We start from the raw sequence: 18,669 nt of genomic DNA, 5'->3' as shown, positions 1-18,669 counted from the left end.
GATATGAACAAAGATAAGTTAGGGGAGAAATAAAAGAACTGCCTACTTTAAAAGCAGACGGCCTTTTGTTTATTCACATCGTGTTACGTGCTACGTTATTTACCCAATCGCCTGCTCCAGGTCGGCGAGCAGGTCTTCGGCGTCCTCCACGCCCACGCTCAGGCGGATCAGCGTGTCGCGCAGGCCGGCCTTCATGCGGTCTTCGCGCGGAATGCTGGCGTGCGTCATAGAAGCCGGGTGGCCGCACAGCGATTCCACACCACCCAAAGACTCTGCCAGGGCAAACAGCTTCAGGTTCTCCAGCACACGGGTAGCGTCGTCCAGGTTATCGCCCTTCAACTCAAACGACACCATGCCACCGAAGTCGCGCATCTGTTTTTGGGCCACCTCGTGGTTTGGGTGCTCCTCGAAGCCTGGCCAGTATACTTTGCCAACCTTCGCATTTCCTTTCAGGTATTCTGCTACTTTACGCCCGTTCTGGCAGTGGCGCTCCATGCGCAGGTGCAGCGTTTTAAGGCCGCGCAGCACCAGGAAGCAGTCCTGGGGCCCGGGCGTGGCGCCGCTGGCGTTCTGGATAAATGCCAGGCGCTCGTGCAGGTCATCATCTTTCACCACTATGGCGCCCATCACCACATCCGAGTGGCCACCCATGTACTTGGTCAGCGAGTGCATCACGATGTCGGCGCCCATATCCAGCGGGGTTTGCAGGTAGGGCGTAGCAAAGGTATTATCGGCCACGAGCAGCAGGTTGTGCTTCCTGCAAAGCTCGCCGTAGGCTTTTATGTCGATGATGTTGAGCAGCGGGTTGGTAGGCGTCTCCACCCAAATCATTTTGGTGTTCTCATTTACCAGCTTCTCCACGTTGGCCACGTTCCCCATATTGGTAAAGTGGAATTTGATGCCGTAGTTCTGGAAGATTTTGGTGAAGAGGCGATAGCTGCCGCCATATAAGTCGTTGGTGGAGATCACCTCATCGCCGGGCTTGAGCAGCTTCATGATAGCGTCCTCTGCCGCCATACCCGAGGAGAAGCACAGGCCATGCTTGCCGTTCTCCAGCGCCGCCAGCGCGTTCTGCAGCTGCGTGCGGGTGGGGTTGTGCGTGCGGGAGTACTCATAGCCTTTATGGTCGCCGGGCGAGCGCTGCACGTATGTGGAAGTCTGGTAGATGGGCGTCATGATGGCACCTGTTGTTGGGTCTGGCTCCACGCCAGCATGTATCGCTTTCGTTCCGAATTTCATCGTTTATACTTTATAGGTATGAATAGTTATTTTCGCCTCCCACAGCTACCCAAAGTGTGCGGGAGCGGCTCCTGCAAGTTAGAAAATCACCTGCGAAGTATAAAGGCACGGCAAACACACCCGGTTTATACTTTTAAAGCCGCCAAAATCTTTTGTCCTTTGTCCTTCGTCTACAAGCAGACAAAACAAAGTATACTTACCGCATGAAATCACTCCCCCTGCTGCGCACCTTTATACGCGAAAACGCCTCAACGTTTATCTCTATGCTATTGCTGGTGGTGGTGCCGGTGGTGGTAAGCTCTACCGCAGCAGTGGTGCTGTACCATTACGAGGGCCTGCTGCAGGATTTATCGGCGTGGGAGATGTTGCTATACTTTGCCGTGATCTCCGTGACGATGGCGCTGGCCCTTACGCCTACCACGTTCATAGCCCTGATCAGCGGTTTTTACATCGGCTGGAGCGGCTTTGCGGGCATTGTGGTGTCGTATGGCATTGCGGCACTCCTTGGCTATAGCATTGCCCGGTTCATAGACCACGGCAAGATGATGAGTTTCCTGAACCGCTTTGAGAACGCCCGCAACCTGATGCAGGAGCTGCGCGGCGAGAGCTGGAGCCTGATCTTCCTCACGCGCATCTCGCCGGTGCTGCCCTTCGCGCTGATGAACTTCGTGCTCTCGCTGCTGCAGATAGAGAGGCGCAAGTTTTTCCTGGCGAGCATCGTGGGCATGCTGCCGCGCACACTCTTCTTCTTCTGGGTAGGCACACAAGCCCGCGATGTGGTGCAGGCCCTCCAGAACCCCGACAGCGGCCGCGGCGGACAGATCCTGATGGTGGCCCTGATCGTAATATCTATCGGCGGGCTTTACTTCCTGTTCGACAGGGCTTTAAAGCGTGCCCTACGCAAAGCCGCCGCTAAAAGCGAATAATTTTTTGATTTGCCTCTTGCGTTTAAGGAAAAAACGGCGTTACTTTGCATCACCATAACGGAAAAACGGTCACGTAGCTCAACTGGATAGAGCATCTGACTACGAATCAGAAGGTTAGGGGTTCGACTCCCTTCGCGACCACCGAAAAGCCTCTTAGCACACGCTGAGGGCTTTTTCTTTTTACATAGTTATACCTATGCGGAAGCTATGTGTGTATGCTGAAAAAGTATAACGCTATAGGATGTACTTCTCAAGGCGGCATCGCAGCTGTTTCCTGCGGCAGGAAAAGCAGTCTGGTTTGTTCCAGGAAATGCATAGTATCCCCAGCCCTGCTGCCATTGAAATCCATGCTGGATAAGGCGCTACAGAAACGAACGAATCGGAATATTTCACGTTAAATGCCTTAGAATTCTGCATAAACCCTACCTTTGCCTAATTACTATAGTTTAAGAGGATGTTATCAATAGCGCGCAATCAATTCTACGAAATAGCCTATTCAGCTGAAAAAAACCGCCTTTACTTCCGAATAGATGGTTACTGGAAATCTCCTGAGGTGGTCCCCTCCTATATATCGGATTGGAAGAAAGCATTGGAACTAACGAAACCGTCTTTTACGCTTCTAGCCGATTTCCGGAACATGGTGACACACCCGAGCTCCGTGAAGTTCTTACACCAGGAGGTGGCCGAGGGCCTGGCAAAGTCAGGCATATCCAATTTAGCAGAGGTTTCCCCTTCAGATAAAATCGCTGTGCTCCAAACTGGCAGCGTGACAAAAGACGCTAAGATCTCCCATATTAAGGTGACTGATATCGTACTGGGAGAGCACATCCTGGACAGGCTGTCTTAGCTTTTTGCTCCGGTTTACCAAGTATAAAAGTATGCTGGTATAAATAACTCCGCTCCCTCCAACACAAAAGCCTGAGAAATAGCTACATGCATTCTCAGGCTTTTGTGTTGGAGACGTTATACTTTTGGCCCTCTATGCCGCCATTTCCTCGTGCAGGTCGAAACGGCCCCGGAAGCGCAGCAACTGCTCCATCAGGTCGTCCGGCAGCCCGAACTTGAAGTGGTCCTGCTTCAGCTCCTCCCAGGAGTTAAACAGTTTCCAGGTCTCGGCTTTTTTATAGGACTCAGCCTCCCTGCCCGACAGGGGCCGGACAAAGAATGCCTGCAGTTCCACATCCTCCTCCCGCATGGGCACTTCAACTGTTTCAGAGTCACTGTTCAATACCTCGATAATCTCTGCGCAGCGGTCTTTACTTGCGGGCAGGTAAAAGTAGCGCACATAGGCGTTACGTGTATCAGGATGAGGCGAAGACATCATAGCTGTAATCTTTGGTAGTATTTTCCTGTTCTTGGCACCTTGTCATCTTTGCGTTACCATGCATCTAAACTCGTTCTAAGGCTCAGAAACATCAAACCGAGTCTTGTAAAGGGCATTCCCTCCAATGCCATGGCCACTCGTATGGGGTTAAACTTCTTATACTTTACTAAGGATACAGATGTTGTGGTGAGGAGGCAAATCCCTTAAACAATACCACTTTATGTGGCTATTATATTATACCCTATGTTATAAGCGTTTTCCCTTACCTGTTTGTTGTATCTTTTGTGGCATAGATTTGTTAACTTTGCATCGTATAAACATTTAACCCGAATAATTATGTCAATGTACCCTGAATATATGGTTGCCCCTATCCGTGAGGACCTTACCTCTGCCGGTTTTGAGCAACTGATGACCGCGGAGGAAGTGGAGCAGGCGATTAAAGCCGGTGGCACTGTATTGCTGGCGGTAAACTCCGTGTGCGGCTGTGCGGCCTCCAAGGCGCGCCCTGCCGTTAAGATGGCGGTGGCTGCCTCTGACAAAAAACCGACCAAGTTGGTGACGGTGTTTGCAGGCATGGAGCAGGACGCCGTGGCCAAGGCCCGCGAGTTCATGCTGCCTTACCCTCCTTCCTCTCCATCTATCGCCCTGTTCAAGGATGGTGAACTGGTGCACATGGTCGAGCGCTACCACATCGAGGGCAACGACCTGAACCGCGTGGTGGACAACCTGCAGGGAGCCTTCGAGGCGTATTGCTAGGCTTCAGCAAAGTATAAAAAGAGAGCGGGCCGGCAGAATCATCTGCCGGCCCGCTCTCTTTTTATACTTACGTTATACTTTTATACTTGGCTTACACGCTCAGCTTCCCCAAATCGAAGCCTATGTCGCGGCGGTAGTAGCGGTCTTGCCAGGTGATGGCCTCCGCGGCTGCGTTGGCCTTGGCCAGCGCCTCCTCCATGGTATCGCCCAGGGCGGTAACGGCAAACACGCGGCCGCCACTGTTGAGCAGCTTACCGTTCTGCAGGGAGGTGCCCGCGTGGAACACCAGCACATCCTTCGGCACGTTCTCCAGCCCGGAAATCTCCTTGCCCTTCTCGTAGCCCTCCGGGTACCCGCCTGAGGCAAGTATAACCGTGGTGGCGGTGCGCGGATCTATCTCCAGTTTGTACTCGCCCAGGGTATGGTCGTGCAGGGCCTTGAACATCATGAACAGGTCGGACTTGATGCGCGGAAGTATGGCTTCGGTCTCCGGGTCGCCGAGGCGCACGTTGTACTCGATCACGTACGGGTCGCCGTTTACGCTCATCAACCCTATAAACAGGAAGCCCGAGTAATCCATCTGCTCCTCCTGCATGCCGCGCAGCGTCGGCTCAATCACGCGCTCCTTCACCTTCTGCATAAACGCCTCATCCACGAACGGAACCGGCGAGATGGCGCCCATGCCACCCGTGTTCAGGCCGGTGTCGCCCTCGCCGATGCGCTTGTAGTCCTTGGCCTCCGGCAGCAGCACGTAGCTCTTGCCATCGGTCAGTATAAACACGGATACTTCTATCCCCTGCAGGTACTCCTCTATCACCACCCTGCTGCTGGCGTTGCCGAAGCGCTTGTTGCGCAGCATGGCCTCCAGCGCGTCGAAGCCCTCCTCATAGTCCTGCGCAATGATCACGCCCTTGCCGGCTGCCAGGCCATCGGCCTTTATCACCGTCGGGAAGCTCTGCTGCTTCAGGTACTCCACGGCCTCCTTAAAGGTGGCCTCGGTGAAGGACTGGTAGCGGGCGGTAGGCACGTCATACTTCTGCAGGAACGACTTGCAGTAGTCTTTGCTGCCCTCCAGCATGGCGCCAGCCTTTTTGGGGCCGATTACCAGGATGTGCTTCAGGTACTCCGACTCCGCAAAATAATCGTGGATGCCCTCCACCAGGGAGTTCTCCGGGCCCACCACCACCATCATGATGTTGAAGTCGGCGGCGAACTTGCCCAGCTCTTCGAAGTCGTGGATGTCCACGGCGGCGGTGGTATGGAACTCGGCGGTGCCGGCGTTGCCTGGCGCCACAAATACTTGGTCGCAGAACTCGCTCTGGCTCAGTTTCCACGCAATGGCATGTTCACGGGCGCCAGATCCTATCACAAGTACATTCATAAATTAATTGCTAATGGTTGATTGCTGTACGCTAAGCTGCGAAGTTAGGAATTTATACTTGCCCTTGCAGCACAAAGTATAGTTTTATACTTCCTCCCGGTGGCACAGGTCCTCAGGCTATTGCAGCGCCATACTTTATACTTGCGCCATACTTGCGATTAACCCACCCCTGCCCCTCCCAAGAAGGGAATTTCGCAAAATAGTAGATGATTCCCCTCCTCGGAGGGGTTAGGGGTGGGTTTACACCTGCACTGCATTAGTAAATCGAAACTTGGTTTTATACTTGCGCCATACTTTCCTCTCGCCCGCTTCCTGTACCCGGGTTTATACTTTGCCCCAAACAAAAAGACCGCTGTACGCATACAACGGTCTCCTTTATACTTTATGCCGAACAACAAGTAGCTATCCGCAATTAGTTGGCGTATTCGCTCAGGAACTTGATGCGCATCAGCCGCAGGTCTTCCTCGGTGTAGTCATCGGTTCCGAGCTCCCTCACGGCCACGGCGATGTTGTCGGTGCTCGCGTTCATGAAGTAGTCGTACACCTCCTCCTGGCGCTCATCGTCCAGAATATTGTTGATGTAGTAGTTCAGGTTGAGCTTGGTGCCGGAGTAGCAGATGTGCTCTATCTCCTCGATCAGTTCCGGCATCGTCAGGTCCTTGGCAACGGCAATCTCCTCCAGGTCCACCTTCTTGTCTATCTGCTGGATGATGTAGATCTTGATCTTAGACTTGTTCACCGTGGTCTTCACCACCACGTCGGAGGCTGTCACGATGTCATTCTCATCCACATACTTGGTGATCATGTCCAGGAACGGCTTGCCGAACTTCTGCACCTTGCCCATGCCCACGCCGGCAATGTGGGCCAGTTCGTCGCGGGTGGTGGGGTAAACGGTGGCCATTTCCTTCAGCGACGGGTCCTGGAACAGCACGTAGGGCGGCAGGCCTTTTTCCTTGGCCAGTTTCTTGCGCAGGTTCTTGAGCATGTCGAAGAGCACCTCGTCGTGGCCGGCCGAGGCCTGCGCCTCCTCCTTCTCCTCGTCCTCCTTCACCTCCTGGTCGTAGTTGTGGTCCTTGGTGAGCTGTATGGGCTGCGGGTTCTCAATGTACTCCTCGCCTTTCTGCGTCAGCTTGATCACGCCAAAGCTGTCAATGTCCTTCTCCAGGTACTCCGACAGCAGCACTTGCCGCAACACGGAGCTCCAGAACTGTGCGTCCTGCTCCTTGCCGGCGGCAAACACCCCGAGTTTATCGTGGTCGTAGCTGGTTACATACTGATTGCGCAGGCCCGTGAGCACATGCGTGATATGTTCGATGCTGAAGCGCTGCCCGGTCTGCTGCACGGCTTTCAGGGCCAGCTGCACCTCCCCCTGCGCCTCAAAACGCTCTTTCGGGTGCAGGCAGTTGTCGCAGAAGCCGCAATCCTTCTCAAAGGTCTCCCCGAAGTAGTGCAGCAGCTGCTTGCGGCGGCACACGGCCGAGTCGGCGTAGGCGGCCATCTCCTGCAGCAGCAGCTTGGAGTTATCGCGCTCGGTTACGGGCTTGTCTTTGTTGAACTTCTCCAGCTTCACGATGTCGTCGTAGCTGTAGAACATGATGCAGTTGCCCTCCAGCCCATCGCGGCCGGCGCGGCCCGTCTCCTGGTAGTAGCCCTCAATGGACTTGGGCGTGTCGTAGTGGATCACAAAGCGCACGTCCGGCTTATCGATGCCCATGCCGAAGGCGATGGTGGCCACGATCACGTCGGCCTCCTCGCTCAGGAAGGCGTCCTGGTTGGCCATGCGGATGCTGGCGTCGAGGCCGGCGTGGTATGGCAGCGCTTTCACGTCGTTTACCTTCAGCAACTCCGCTATCTCCTCCACCTTCTTTCGGCTCAGGCAGTACACAATGCCGCTCTTGCCCTTATGCTTCTTCACGTACTGGATCAGCTGCTTCTTGGTGTTATGCTTCGGGCGCACTTCGTAGTAGAGGTTAGTGCGGTTAAAGGAAGACTTAAACACCGAGGCCTCGTCCATCTGCAGGTTGCGCTGGATGTCGAGCTGTACTTTAGGCGTGGCCGTGGCCGTGAGCGCGATGATGGGCAGGTCACCGATCTGGTCGATGATGCCCCGGATGCGGCGGTACTCCGGGCGGAAGTCATGGCCCCACTCCGAGATGCAGTGTGCTTCGTCTATGGCAACAAAAGAAATATTGGAGGCGCGCAGAAACTCCACTGTCTCCTCCTTCGTCAGCGACTCCGGCGCCACATACAGCAGTTTCACCTCCCCGGCCAGCGTCTCCCTCTTCACCTTGTTCATCTCGGCTTTAGAAAGCGTGGAGTTCAGGAACTGCGCATTCACCCCGAAGGCATTGAGCTGGTCCACCTGGTTCTTCATCAGCGCGATCAGCGGCGAGATAACGATGGCGGTGCCCGGCAAAGAAAGGGCAGGCAGTTGGTAGCACAACGACTTGCCCGCGCCCGTAGGCATAATCACAAAGGTGTTCTTCCCGTTGATAATGTTGTTTATTATCAGCTCCTGATTCCCCCTGAATTGATTATACCCAAAAACTTCTTTTAATTTGTTCTTGAGATTTACCTCTTGTTGAATAGACATGTAATCTTGCAAAAATTTAATCTTGTCGCAACGCACTCCAAAAAAGTGCCCTAACACAAATTTAACTTGAATCTCCCTAATAATATAGCGCTTACCGCAAAAAAAGTATTAATCGCCGAGGCCGAGGCAATCGCCAGACTGGCAGAATTTATCGACGAAAACTTTGAAGAGTGCGTCCAAGCCATTCTGCAGATCAAGGGGCGCGTGGTGGTAACCGGTATCGGTAAAAGTGCTAATATAGCCCAAAAAATCGTAGCAACCTTAAACTCCACCGGCACCCCGGCCTTGTTTATGCACGCCGCCGACGCCATCCATGGCGATTTGGGCATGATTCAGCCGGAGGATTTCGTGATCTGCATCTCCAAAAGCGGCAATACCCCTGAAATTAAGGTACTTGTACCGCTGCTAAAGCGGAAAGGTTCTAAGCTGGCAGCCCTTGTTAGCAGCACGGATTCTTACCTGGCCCAGAGCGCCGATTTTATACTTAACGCCAACGTGGAGCGCGAGGCCTGCCCGCATAACCTGGCCCCTACCACCAGCACCACGGCGGCCCTGGCCCTGGGCGACGCGCTGGCCGTTAGCTTGCTGGAGGCGCGCGGCTTCAGCAGCTCCGACTTTGCCGTTCTGCACCCGGGCGGCGCGCTGGGCAAGCGACTTTACCTGAAGGTAGAAGATATTTATACCCAAAATGAGGCGCCCCGCGTAAAGGAGAACGCTACGCTCCGGGAGATTATTATCGAGATATCGTCTAAGCGCCTGGGAGCCACCGCAGTAGTTAAAAATGGCTCTGCTGAGCTGGTGGGCATTATTACCGACGGTGACCTGCGCCGCATGCTGAACAAGTATGAAAAGGTGGAGAACATCACCGCCACGGACATCATGACGCCGTCGCCGCTCACCATTGAACCGGAAAGCTATGCCGCTGAGGCTATGGCCATTATGCAGGCGAAAAGTATAACGCAACTCATTGTCACAAAATCAGGTAAATTCGAGGGCTTTATTCACCTCCACGACCTACTTAAAGAAGGACTTGTATAGACATGGATAACAACACCTATGTGGTGATCATGGCCGGCGGCATCGGAAGCCGTTTCTGGCCTTTCAGCCGCACCAATTACCCTAAGCAGTTTCACGATGTGCTGGGAACCGGCCAAAGTATGCTGCAGACCACGGCACAGCGCTTCGCTGACGTATGCCCTCCGGAAAACCTCTTCGTGGTCACCAACAAGGACTACGAGGCCCTGGTGAAGGAGCAGCTGCCGCAGCTGTCCGATAACCAGATCCTGCTGGAGCCGGTCGGCCGCAACACCGCCCCCTGCATTGCTTACGCCTCTTACAAGATCGCGCAGCTGAACCCGGAGGCGAACCTGGTGGTTACCCCCTCTGACCACGTGGTGCTGAAGCAGGACGTGTTTACCGACGTGGTGAAAGACGCCCTGGAGGCCGCCGCCAAGGATGATGTGCTGATCACGCTGGGCATCACCCCAAGCCGCCCCGATACCGGTTTTGGCTATATCCAGTACATCGACGAGGAGAACTCGAAGATCAAAAAGGTGAAGACCTTTACCGAGAAGCCCAACCTGGAGCTGGCGCAGATGTTCCTCGACAGCGGCGACTTTGTGTGGAACTCGGGCATCTTTATCTGGAACGTGCAGAGCATCCTGAGGGCCTTCCACCAGTACCTGCCCGAGGTTTCGGAGGTGTTTGAGGAAGGCGTTAACACCTACAATACGGCGCAGGAGCAGAACTTTATCACAAGGGCCTACTCGCAGTGCCGCAACGTGTCGATAGACTATGGCATTATGGAGAAGGTGGACAACGTGTACGTGCTGCTGGCCGACATGGGGTGGTCTGACCTGGGCACCTGGAACTCACTTTATACCATAAACAGGAAGGACGAGAACGGCAACGTGATCGATGGCGATGTGATGCTCTACGACACCAAGGACTGCATCGTAAAAACGCCAAAAGACCGCCTGGTAGTACTGCAGGGGCTTGAAGACTTCATCGTGGCGGAGTACGACAACGTGCTGATGATCTGCCGCAAGGATGAGGAGCAGAAGGTGAAGGAGTTTGTTGCCGACGCCAAATCCAAGAAAGGCGCTGACTATATCTAAGCCCGGCAAGAGAACTCCTGAAAAAATAAAAGGAAGCGGGGTATATACCCCGCTTCCTTTTATTTTTATACTTGCTTTATACTTTCCGACTCCGGTTTATACTTTGTTGCGGGTAGTTTATACTTCCGCCCGGTGTCCCGGTGCCTCCTATACTTAAAACCGACCGGGTACAAAAGTATACTTTATACTTTCAGTTTTCATCCCTGGATAAAATCCCCGTTTATGCCGCACGTTTGCAACCTGTGGCTTTCGATGAGGCCAGCTCTCAGCCGGCGAAAGTATGGATTGAGATAACGCCGGTTACAAACTAGCTCCATATCCAACCACCAATTCCCGCTACGCTCAAACTGGGGTTCGTTTGTGAAATGGAAAAAGTATGAAACAGGGCAAAGTATAAAACTCATGCCTGCATCTTCTCTGCCCTCCGGCAAAAACTCCTCTGTCTGAAATTACATGGGTTCCAGCTTGTTCAGGCTGGAGTAGCCGCTGTCTTTCAGGCGCTGGCGCATGGCTTCGTAAAGTATGATGCCCGTCGCCACCGACACGTTCAGCGAACCGATCTGGCCCATCAGCGGGATGCGCAGCCTTACGTCGGCGCGCTTGAGGTACTCCGGGGAGATGCCGTCTTCCTCGCTGCCCATCAGTATAGCCGTTGGGCCCACCATGTCCACAGCAAAGTCGGTTAGCTGGTGCTCCGTTTTCTCGGTACAGGCCACAATCTGGAAGCCGTAATCCTTCAGGTAATCCATCGTGTCCTTCAGGTTTGGCTCGCGGCACACCGGCACCAGGTTCAGGGCTCCGGCGGAGGTTTTCATGGCGTCCGCGTTTATCTGGGCGCCGCCACGGCTCGGTATCACGATCGCGTCCACGCCCATGCACTCGGCATTTCTGGCGATCGATCCAAAATTACGCACATCGGTTATGCGGTCCAGTATGAGCAGCAGCGGGTTCCTGCCCTGCTCAAAGAGAGAGGTCACGATCTCGGAGAGCGGCTGATAGGAGATCGGGGAGATCAGGGCCACGGCGCCCTGGTGGTTTTTGCGCGTCAGGTTGTTGAGCTTCTCAATGGGCACTGTCACCACCGGCACCTCGCGGTCTTTTGCCAGCTTCACGATCTCATCGGTGGTGGGGTTGCGGGCTCCGCGCTGCAGGAATATCTTCTCCAGTACCTTTCCGGCCGCCAGCGCCTCCAGGATGGGGCGTGAGCCGAAAATCATCTCGCTCTTGTCTTCTTTCGGGGTTCGGGGCCCACCGTAGCGGTTGCCTACAAATTTGTCTTTCCTGCTCTCCATTTTGCAACTGAGCTGTACCAGCTGTCTTCGTACTCACGGCGCCGTATCAGCTCATAATAGTTTTCGGTAAAGTTATTCTCTTTTTTGGTAAAAACGAACTTGATGTACGGCGAGGTGTCGGACTCGCGGTAGATCCAGGTGATGTTGGGGCCCACCTGGCTCACGCTGCTGGGACGCCCGTAGACGATGTAGATCATGCCCCTGTCGGTGGCCCAGCCGGCCTTGTGTGCCGTGTAGAGCTTGTTGGCCATCTCCACGCGCTTGTAGTAGGTCCGGATCAGCTCCCGTGCCGTGCTTTCGTTGCCGCCCACCTCCAGCCAGAACGCATCCACGGCGGCCTTGGGGTCAGGGGCCTTAAACAGCGCCTCCCGCTCCTGCGAGGTAGTCAGGTAGATGAGTGGCGGAATGAGTTCATCAGCTCTGGTGACGAGCGGGTACTTGCCCGGCAGCACCACTAAGCCCCGTGCAAACGCAGACCCGGGGTTAAACAGGTACAGGCCCTCCCGCTCAAAGCTGAGCGTATCCGAAGCGACAAGGGTGTCGGACTCGGCTACAGCGATGGTGCGCGGCACGTCGGGTTTGCTCATGCTCATGGGAGGAGCGGCGGGCATAAAGTCCAGCTCAAAGCGATCTACAAGTATAACGCTGTCGGTGGGGCTGTAAGAGCGCACCAGCAGCTTATCGGAGGTGGTGATGAAGTTCTGGTAGACTGGCTTGCCTGTGCCTGCGTTAGTGAGCAAATAGCCTTTCTGCAGCATCGTGCTGTTCAGCGGCACCCTGAACTCGGCCCCCATCCGCTCCTGCCCCGACAGCACCTGCCATACCTGCAGGTGCAGCACGTTCGGCTCCTGCACCACCCGCCCGGGCAGCGAGAGTTTCACGTGCAACTGCCCCTCCACGTCGGTTATCCTCCTGTCCGGCAGGTTTACGGAGTCCTCCAGCAGCACCCGGTCCCGTTCCGAAAGCCCGGTCCTTACCGCATACTCATACGAGGTGGCCGCCTGCAAAATGTCCAGCACCTGGCGCACATCCTCGAATTTCAGCAGCAGGTGCAGGCTGTCGTTGCTGGCGTAGTAGGCGTGCTGCATGCTGATCTCGGGCATCACCTGCTGCCTTACCCGGGCAGGCCCCGGACTGCTGTAACTGCTGTAGCTGCTCCGGCCTCCGCAGCCACACAGCACGCACAGCATAAACAAACACAAGTACCTCATCTTTACGCAAGTATAAGTATGATCTATCCTTAAGTATAAAACCCGGACTGCACTGGGGCAACCCGGGTTTTTGTACTGCTAAAAACGGTATTTTGTTTAGCGGCGCATGCGCTGCAGGTACTGCCTGAACTGCTGCTCCAGTTGCGTGGCCTTGTCGTCGAGGCCAAGCTGCTGGGCCGACCCTATCAGTTGCTGCAGGATCACCATGTTCACCTGTATCTCCTGGTCGAACAGGGAGCCCTTGGCAAAGTAGTAGTCGAGTGCCTTCTGGGAGCCTTGCGCCATGTAATCCAGCAGTTCGGTGGCTTTCTCCGTTTCACCGAGCGCCGCATAGATCGGGATGAACTGCGGTGTGTAGTAATCGTATGGCACCGTCTCCAGCGGCAGCACCTTAAAGCTGTGGTCCACTATTTCCTTGGCGCGGGCGTCGTCGCCCTCCTCCAGGTAGGCGGCCGCCAGTGTGGCAAACTTGTCGCGCGCGTTGGCCGAGAAGCGGTAGTAGTTATCGTCGTAGAAGATGTCGTCTCGGTCGAAGTTGCGGAAGGAGAACTTCTTCATCATGTTCTCATACATCACCTCTTTGTTCACGTTTCCGGCCCCGTCCTCGCCTGCCTTCACAGGCACGATGCGGTACGCCAGGCCCTCCAGCTGGAAGAAGTCAGACAATCCGATAAAATCGGCACTGTTTACCGTGGTAGAGAAGTAGATGGGGCGCTCCCAGTTGTTGGTGGCCAGCAGGTCAAGTATAACCAAATGCTTCTTCTCCAGCAGCGACTTGGTGATGGTCCACTGCATGCGGTCCACGATCTCGTCCTCGTGGTCTGCGGACACGATGTCCATCCCGTCCACTTTCTGCTTATCGATGTTGAGGAAGTAGTTGTGCGTCGGCATGGTGAGCAGCGTGGTGCCGGAACCAAACTGCGCCTGCAACGCCGGGTGGTTTTGCTTCACCAAATCGATGTACTGCTTCAGGTCGATGCCGGCGGCCACCTGCGGTCGCTCCACGTAAGGCAGGTAATCGTTGGTGCCTTGGCGGTAGTTCGCCATCCCCAGCGTCAGCGGCCATGGGTCAGACAGGTACGCCTGGTCCATCATCTGGTCGATGTACCAATCGGTGTTGAGGTAGCTGAGCACGGCCACGCGCACGTCGGTACGGTAGCCCTCCACCTCCTGCGCATACCACAGCGGGAAGGTGTCGTTATCGCCGTTCGTGAAAAGTATGGCGTTCGGGGCGCAGGAATCCAGTAGGTTCTTGGCCGAGTCTACGGAGTGGTAGCGGTCGGAGCGGTCATGGTCATCCCATCCTTCGGCGGCCATAATGCCCGGCACCAACAGGCCGATGGCAGTGGCCACGCCGGCACGGGCGGTCGTGCTCTTCAGCGCCCTGCCCAGCAGGTCCGCCAGCCCCAGCACGCCCAGGCCTATCCAGATGCTGAAGGCGTAGTAAGAACCGGCAAAAGTATAATCCCGCTCGCGTGGCTCCGTTGGCGGCTGGTTCAGGTACAGGGCAATGGCCATACCCGTAAAGAAGAAGAGCAGGCCAATGATAAAGGCGTCCTTCTCATCCTTGCGCACATGGTAGATCAGGCCCAGTATACCGATCAGCAACGGCAGCAGGAAAAAGGTATTGCGGGCCTTGCTCTCCAGCACGCGGGCCGGCGCATTCGGATCGTCATCCCCGAACCACAGCACACCGGCGTTCTGCACGTCGCTCTCGCGGCCCACGAAGTTCCACAGGAAGTAGCGCCAGTACATAAAGCCCAACTGGTAATTTACCAAAAAGCTCATGTTCTGCCCGAAGGTAGGCGTCTGGCCCTCACGCAGGTCCACCCATTTCTTGTAGGCATCGATATGCTGCGGCTGGTCGCTGTAAATGCGCGGCAGCAGCACCTTGTCCTTGGAGTCGTACACCGGCTCCACCTTATTCCCGGTGTTGATGTACTTATCCTTGCCCTTCACGTAGCGGGGCGCGCCTTCCTCCTGTGCAATCGGCTGGGCATTGTACTGCGGGCCATACAACAACGGACGGTCGCCGTACTGCTCACGCTTCAGGTAAGAGACAAAGGTCATGATATCATCCGGGTCGTTCTCGTCAATGGTAGGCTCGTAAGAAGACCGGATCGGGATCATCATGTAGGAGGAGTAACCGATGAGCACGAAAGTCAGGCTGAGCAGGGCCGTGTTCAGGATGCGGTTGTTGTGCTGGATGGAATAGCGGATGCCGAACACCAGCGCGCCCACAAAGAGCGCCAGGAAGAAGATGATGCCAGAGCTGAAAGGCAGACCGAAATCGTTCACAAACAGCACCTCGAACCAACCCGCCACTGACGGAAGGCCCGGGATAACGCCCCAAAGTATAGTTCCCACGATAACGGCACTGATGGCAAAGGCGGCAACGCCACCCCAGAAGGAGGGCTTGTAGAGTCGGAAGTAATAGATAAAGGCCAGCGCCGGGATGGCAACCAGGTTCAGGAGGTGAGCGCCGATGGAAAGGCCCACCAGGTACGCAATAAGTATAAGCCACTTGTCCGAGTGCGCCTCGCCTACCTTCTCTTCCCAGCGCAGCATGGCCCAGAATACAATGGCCGTAAAGAACGACGACATGGCGTACACTTCTGCCTCTACCGCCGAGAACCAGGCCGAGTCGGAGAAAGTATAGGCCAGGGCTCCCACGGCACCGCTGCCCATGATCAGCCACGTATTGCCCCTAGTTGGGGCAGCGCCCTCTTTCAGGAGTACCTTGCGGGCAAGTATGGTAATGGTCCAGAACAGGAAGAGGGCGGTAAACGAGCTGGCCAGCGCCGAGAGCAGGTTCACCCACCAGGCCACCTGCGTCACGTCGGAGGCGAACATGGAGAACAGCCTGCCCATTAAAAGGTAAAAAGGAGCCCCCGGAGGGTGCGGCACCAACAGTTTGTACGAGCAGGCGATAAACTCGCCGGCGTCCCAGAAGCTGGCGGTTGGCTCAAGTGTTAGCACATAAACGGCTGTCGCGATCAAAAACACGACCCAGCCAACGAGGTTATTTATCTTCCGATAATCCGTCATAGCTTTTGTAGATTCAGCCCCGAAAATAATAAATTAAAGTAAAGCGGCCGGTTATTTTTAGAAGTTTATAATGAAAAAGCCGGCTCAGGGGCCGGCTTTCTATAAGGGTGGCTCTACTGGGGAGCCTGCTATTTCTGAAGTACAAGGCGCTTGGTCTCCACCGTCTTGCCGTTTACCAGCAGGCTGTAGAAGTACACGCCCGATGGCAGGCTCGTCAGGTCCAGGTCTACCCTGGCCCGCTCGGCCGGGGCCACCTCCTGTACTGCCAGCACTTTGCCAATGGTGTTGGAGATCCTGATCTTATAGTTATCGTTGCCCGGCAGGTTCAGGGCCAGCCTCGTAAAGCCGCGTGATGGGTTGGGGTAGGCGTTGATGGAGGGCAGCGAGGTCTTCACATCGTTTCCCGGGGCAAAAGCAGCCAGCGTAATGTTGGCGTACATGCTCTTGCTCTGCTTCTTCTCCACCACGTGGAACACCTGGCTTACCGCCGAGGCATAGATCTTGGAACAGGTATGGTCCTCCTTGGGCACAAAGGCCGGCCGGGCATTGTTAGCCGACACGGAGAGCTGCGACGCCTTTTCCGGCATCAGCTTCCAGAGCTTGTTTCCTCCGTTATAGGTTGGGGTCACGCCGGCAAAGCTCACCAGGTGGGCACTTATAAGCGAGGTTACTAATATCAGTTTTGTAAAAATTCTCATATGTTGGCGTCTTGATGTTATAGTATGGGCACTATACTTTTCGACTTTCAAACCAAAGATAGTCTAAAAAGCCAAATCTGTAAATTAAATTTTTAAAATATTTGTGGATGAGGGCGATACGTTCCGCCGCCCCTGCTTCTTCAGCCCGTATCAAATACTATTCCTTTTTTATTATTCTCAAGACCGCTAGTTGCACTGTTCTTTCCCCGCCCAGGCACTCCCGCACTCCTGCCCTGCTTACCTAAAACAGGATTATTCAAAAGCATACCACTTATTCACAGCTAAACCATCTCTATATTTTAATTACTATATAGTGCAAATTAAAAACTCATCCCCTGACAACCTCTGCATGAAAAAATGGGCTACACCAGCACCTAAAAGATCAGACTCCTAAAAAGCCCCGCATCCACCAAAAAAACAATATTGGAATTACACAATAAAACCATGCAACCACATTTATAGCACCCCGTTAGTATAGTATATAGTTAATTGCATTTTTCATTACCCTAACCAAGCACAACATGAAAAAATATATACTTTTATTTTCGCTCTTTTTTATCGCTTCTGCCACCTGGGCACAAGCCCAGCGGCCTGCCCCAACCGGCGGCTGCGTGCAGGATCAGAACGCTTGCTATACTTTTGAATACTTTGGCGCGCTGCCTTTGGAGGCGGACCTGGTACAGGTACAGTTTGGCCTGCAGGTAAACTGCGATGAGCTGGCCTACCTTGCCTTCGAACTGCCAGCGGGGTCTGAGGCCGCCGGCCCCGCCAGTATTTACCATGAGGAAGCCTCCAACTACCGCGTGCGGAATGGCAAGACGAGCGAACAGGGCCCGAATGAGGTAGAGACGCCCTTCAATGCCATACAGTTTAACGCCAAGCAGAATTACTCGCTTTCCGGCGGCGCCATCGACACCTTTACTTTTTACCTGACCACTGCTGACTTTGAGGCGCTTTCCACGATGCGGGTACGCGCCACCCTCCGGGGGAACACGAACGGCAACAGGAATGAGATCACCCAAAGCCAGCAGGTAGTATTCGACCTGAACGCCTGCAGCCCCTTGTCTGGCCCGGGCGCCTGCGTGGCAGCGCGCGAGCGGGCCAACTTTGCCTTTGCCGGCGCCGTGGATAACGGCGATGGCACCACCACGGTAAACCTGTTGATCCAGAACCTGGCGGAAGAGGATGCAAGCAGCATTACCATTGAAACAACTGCCACACCAGACTCTATTGGCGTGGCCGGCCTGACGAATGGCGATGTGTACAAAAGTATGGTTTACCAGTACAAGGTGACAGTGGACCAGGAAGCCAACCTGATCTCTTTTGAGGCGCAGAACACAAACGGCTATGCCAGCGGCGCCTCCGACGTTTTCTCCATCATCGTCCCGAACGATCTCTATGAACTGGAGCCATACTTCCAGATGACGCTGACAGCCGGGGATGTGACCGAGAATGCCGGGCTTAACACGATCTCCTGTGAGGATGAGCCGATTACCCCACTGCCGGTAGAACTTCTCTCTTTTGAAGGCAAAGCCACCCAGAGCGGTGTTGCGCTGGAATGGGCTACGGCGTCGGAAGACAATAACGAGAAGTTTGAGGTGGAGCGCAGCCAGGATGGCCGAAGCTTCGAGAAGATTGCAGAGGTAGCAGGCGCAGGCAACTCCGCCATCACCCTGAAGTACAGCTACAACGATATGGCAGCCAACCCGGGCACAAATTACTACCGCCTGAAGCAGCTGGACGTTGATGGCCAGTACGAGTTCAGCAAGGTCATCGCCGTGAACCATAAGGCCGCCTCCGCCGATGCACTTATGAAAGTATACCCGAACCCTGCCGTCAGCAACTATGTGCACGTAGCCTTGAACAGCAGCAGCGACGCCCAGCTAAAGATCATGGACAGGAACGGCCGCACCGTGTACACGCAGGAAGTAGCACCAGGCCAACAGGAGATACAGCTAAGCATAGCCGAGCTTAACATCCCGAAAGGCTTATACTATGTACACATGCAGGATGACACGGAACGGCAGGTGCAGAAGCTGATTGTGCAGTAACCACAGGTACAAAGTATAAAAAAGGCCGTGAGG

Annotated in this window: 14 protein-coding genes and 1 tRNA gene; 7 read left to right on the top strand and 8 right to left on the bottom strand. The window is 54.8% G+C overall.

What is annotated here, in order from left to right; genetic code table 11:
* Positions 1-99: 99 nt before the first annotated feature.
* On the bottom strand, positions 100-1,239 hold the full coding sequence (locus A3841_RS16935; protein ID WP_073854065.1) for a cystathionine gamma-synthase: 1,140 nt from the start codon (positions 1,237-1,239) through the stop codon (positions 100-102).
* Positions 1,240-1,442: 203 nt separating this feature from the next.
* Between A3841_RS16935 and A3841_RS16930 the strand changes: the two genes are divergently transcribed.
* From A3841_RS16930 to A3841_RS16920, 3 genes are all read left to right on the top strand, one after another.
* Entirely contained in the window at positions 1,443-2,165 is a 723-nt protein-coding gene (locus A3841_RS16930; RefSeq protein ID WP_073854063.1) for a TVP38/TMEM64 family protein, read from the top strand.
* Between the two features lie 67 nt (positions 2,166-2,232).
* Positions 2,233-2,306: transfer RNA gene (locus A3841_RS16925), tRNA-Arg, on the top strand.
* A 448-nt stretch (positions 2,307-2,754) separates the two neighbouring features.
* Entirely contained in the window at positions 2,755-3,012 is a 258-nt protein-coding gene (locus tag A3841_RS16920; RefSeq protein WP_139307995.1) for a hypothetical protein, read from the top strand.
* 132 nt (positions 3,013-3,144) lie between these two features.
* Here A3841_RS16920 and A3841_RS16915 read toward each other — a convergent pair whose 3' ends face one another.
* Positions 3,145-3,489: a hypothetical protein gene (locus tag A3841_RS16915; protein WP_073854060.1), complete on the bottom strand. Its 345-nt coding sequence runs from the start codon at positions 3,487-3,489 to the stop codon at positions 3,145-3,147.
* Positions 3,490-3,831: 342 nt separating this feature from the next.
* Between A3841_RS16915 and A3841_RS16910 the strand changes: the two genes are divergently transcribed.
* Positions 3,832-4,245, top strand: coding sequence for a BrxA/BrxB family bacilliredoxin (locus tag A3841_RS16910; RefSeq protein WP_073854058.1), 414 nt, complete (start codon positions 3,832-3,834; stop codon positions 4,243-4,245).
* A gap of 91 nt (positions 4,246-4,336) precedes the next feature.
* Here the strand turns inward: A3841_RS16910 and purD are convergent, their stop codons facing one another.
* Together purD and recQ are read right to left on the bottom strand one after the other, a co-directional pair.
* The gene (purD, locus tag A3841_RS16905; RefSeq protein ID WP_073854056.1) at positions 4,337-5,626 is read right to left on the bottom strand and encodes a phosphoribosylamine--glycine ligase; all 1,290 of its coding nucleotides are present in this window, start codon (positions 5,624-5,626) and stop codon (positions 4,337-4,339) included.
* Between the two features lie 412 nt (positions 5,627-6,038).
* Positions 6,039-8,219, bottom strand: a complete 2,181-nt coding sequence (gene recQ / locus A3841_RS16900) for a DNA helicase RecQ (protein WP_073854054.1) — start codon at positions 8,217-8,219, stop codon at positions 6,039-6,041.
* A 66-nt stretch (positions 8,220-8,285) separates the two neighbouring features.
* Here recQ and A3841_RS16895 point away from each other — a divergent pair, with 66 nt between their 5' ends.
* Complete coding sequence (locus tag A3841_RS16895; protein ID WP_073854052.1) at positions 8,286-9,257, top strand: KpsF/GutQ family sugar-phosphate isomerase; 972 nt, start codon at positions 8,286-8,288, stop codon at positions 9,255-9,257.
* A 2-nt stretch (positions 9,258-9,259) separates the two neighbouring features.
* Positions 9,260-10,336, top strand: coding sequence for a mannose-1-phosphate guanylyltransferase (locus tag A3841_RS16890; protein ID WP_073854050.1), 1,077 nt, complete (start codon positions 9,260-9,262; stop codon positions 10,334-10,336).
* Between the two features lie 449 nt (positions 10,337-10,785).
* Here A3841_RS16890 and rlmB read toward each other — a convergent pair whose 3' ends face one another.
* The 4 genes from rlmB to A3841_RS16870 all read right to left on the bottom strand — a co-directional run bounded on the left by rlmB (position 10,786) and on the right by A3841_RS16870 (position 16,585).
* The gene (rlmB, locus tag A3841_RS16885; RefSeq protein ID WP_073854048.1) at positions 10,786-11,628 is read right to left on the bottom strand and encodes a 23S rRNA (guanosine(2251)-2'-O)-methyltransferase RlmB; all 843 of its coding nucleotides are present in this window, start codon (positions 11,626-11,628) and stop codon (positions 10,786-10,788) included.
* Entirely contained in the window at positions 11,601-12,839 is a 1,239-nt protein-coding gene (locus tag A3841_RS16880) for a GWxTD domain-containing protein (RefSeq protein WP_235861449.1), read from the bottom strand. Before A3841_RS16880 ends, rlmB begins: the two co-directional genes overlap by 28 nt.
* A 96-nt stretch (positions 12,840-12,935) precedes the next feature.
* On the bottom strand, positions 12,936-15,887 hold the full coding sequence (locus tag A3841_RS16875; protein ID WP_073854046.1) for a glycosyltransferase family 117 protein: 2,952 nt from the start codon (positions 15,885-15,887) through the stop codon (positions 12,936-12,938).
* Between the two features lie 128 nt (positions 15,888-16,015).
* Positions 16,016-16,585, bottom strand: coding sequence for a T9SS type A sorting domain-containing protein (locus A3841_RS16870; protein WP_073854044.1), 570 nt, complete (start codon positions 16,583-16,585; stop codon positions 16,016-16,018).
* A 521-nt stretch (positions 16,586-17,106) separates the two neighbouring features.
* Between A3841_RS16870 and A3841_RS16865 the strand changes: the two genes are divergently transcribed.
* Complete coding sequence (locus A3841_RS16865; protein WP_073854042.1) at positions 17,107-18,636, top strand: T9SS type A sorting domain-containing protein; 1,530 nt, start codon at positions 17,107-17,109, stop codon at positions 18,634-18,636.
* Positions 18,637-18,669 lie beyond the last annotated feature (33 nt).

Source organism: Pontibacter flavimaris (assembly GCF_001907195.1).
In the GTDB taxonomy this organism is placed as follows: Bacteria; Bacteroidota; Bacteroidia; order Cytophagales; family Hymenobacteraceae; genus Pontibacter; species Pontibacter flavimaris.
Note: the sequence above shows the minus strand (reverse complement) of the source record. Positions and strands in the feature narration are given on the sequence as shown.

Coding starts and splice junctions, on each gene's coding strand:
- A3841_RS16935 (WP_073854065.1), bottom strand. CDS start 1,239: ATGAAATTCGGAACGAAAGCGATACATGCTGGCGTGGAGCCAGACCCA.
- A3841_RS16930 (WP_073854063.1), top strand. CDS start 1,443: ATGAAATCACTCCCCCTGCTGCGCACCTTTATACGCGAAAACGCCTCA.
- A3841_RS16915 (WP_073854060.1), bottom strand. CDS start 3,489: ATGATGTCTTCGCCTCATCCTGATACACGTAACGCCTATGTGCGCTAC.
- A3841_RS16910 (WP_073854058.1), top strand. CDS start 3,832: ATGTACCCTGAATATATGGTTGCCCCTATCCGTGAGGACCTTACCTCT.
- purD (WP_073854056.1), bottom strand. CDS start 5,626: ATGAATGTACTTGTGATAGGATCTGGCGCCCGTGAACATGCCATTGCG.
- recQ (WP_073854054.1), bottom strand. CDS start 8,219: ATGTCTATTCAACAAGAGGTAAATCTCAAGAACAAATTAAAAGAAGTT.
- A3841_RS16890 (WP_073854050.1), top strand. CDS start 9,260: ATGGATAACAACACCTATGTGGTGATCATGGCCGGCGGCATCGGAAGC.
- rlmB (WP_073854048.1), bottom strand. CDS start 11,628: ATGGAGAGCAGGAAAGACAAATTTGTAGGCAACCGCTACGGTGGGCCC.
- A3841_RS16880 (WP_235861449.1), bottom strand. CDS start 12,839: ATGAGGTACTTGTGTTTGTTTATGCTGTGCGTGCTGTGTGGCTGCGGA.
- A3841_RS16875 (WP_073854046.1), bottom strand. CDS start 15,887: ATGACGGATTATCGGAAGATAAATAACCTCGTTGGCTGGGTCGTGTTT.
- A3841_RS16870 (WP_073854044.1), bottom strand. CDS start 16,585: ATGAGAATTTTTACAAAACTGATATTAGTAACCTCGCTTATAAGTGCC.
- A3841_RS16865 (WP_073854042.1), top strand. CDS start 17,107: ATGAAAAAATATATACTTTTATTTTCGCTCTTTTTTATCGCTTCTGCC.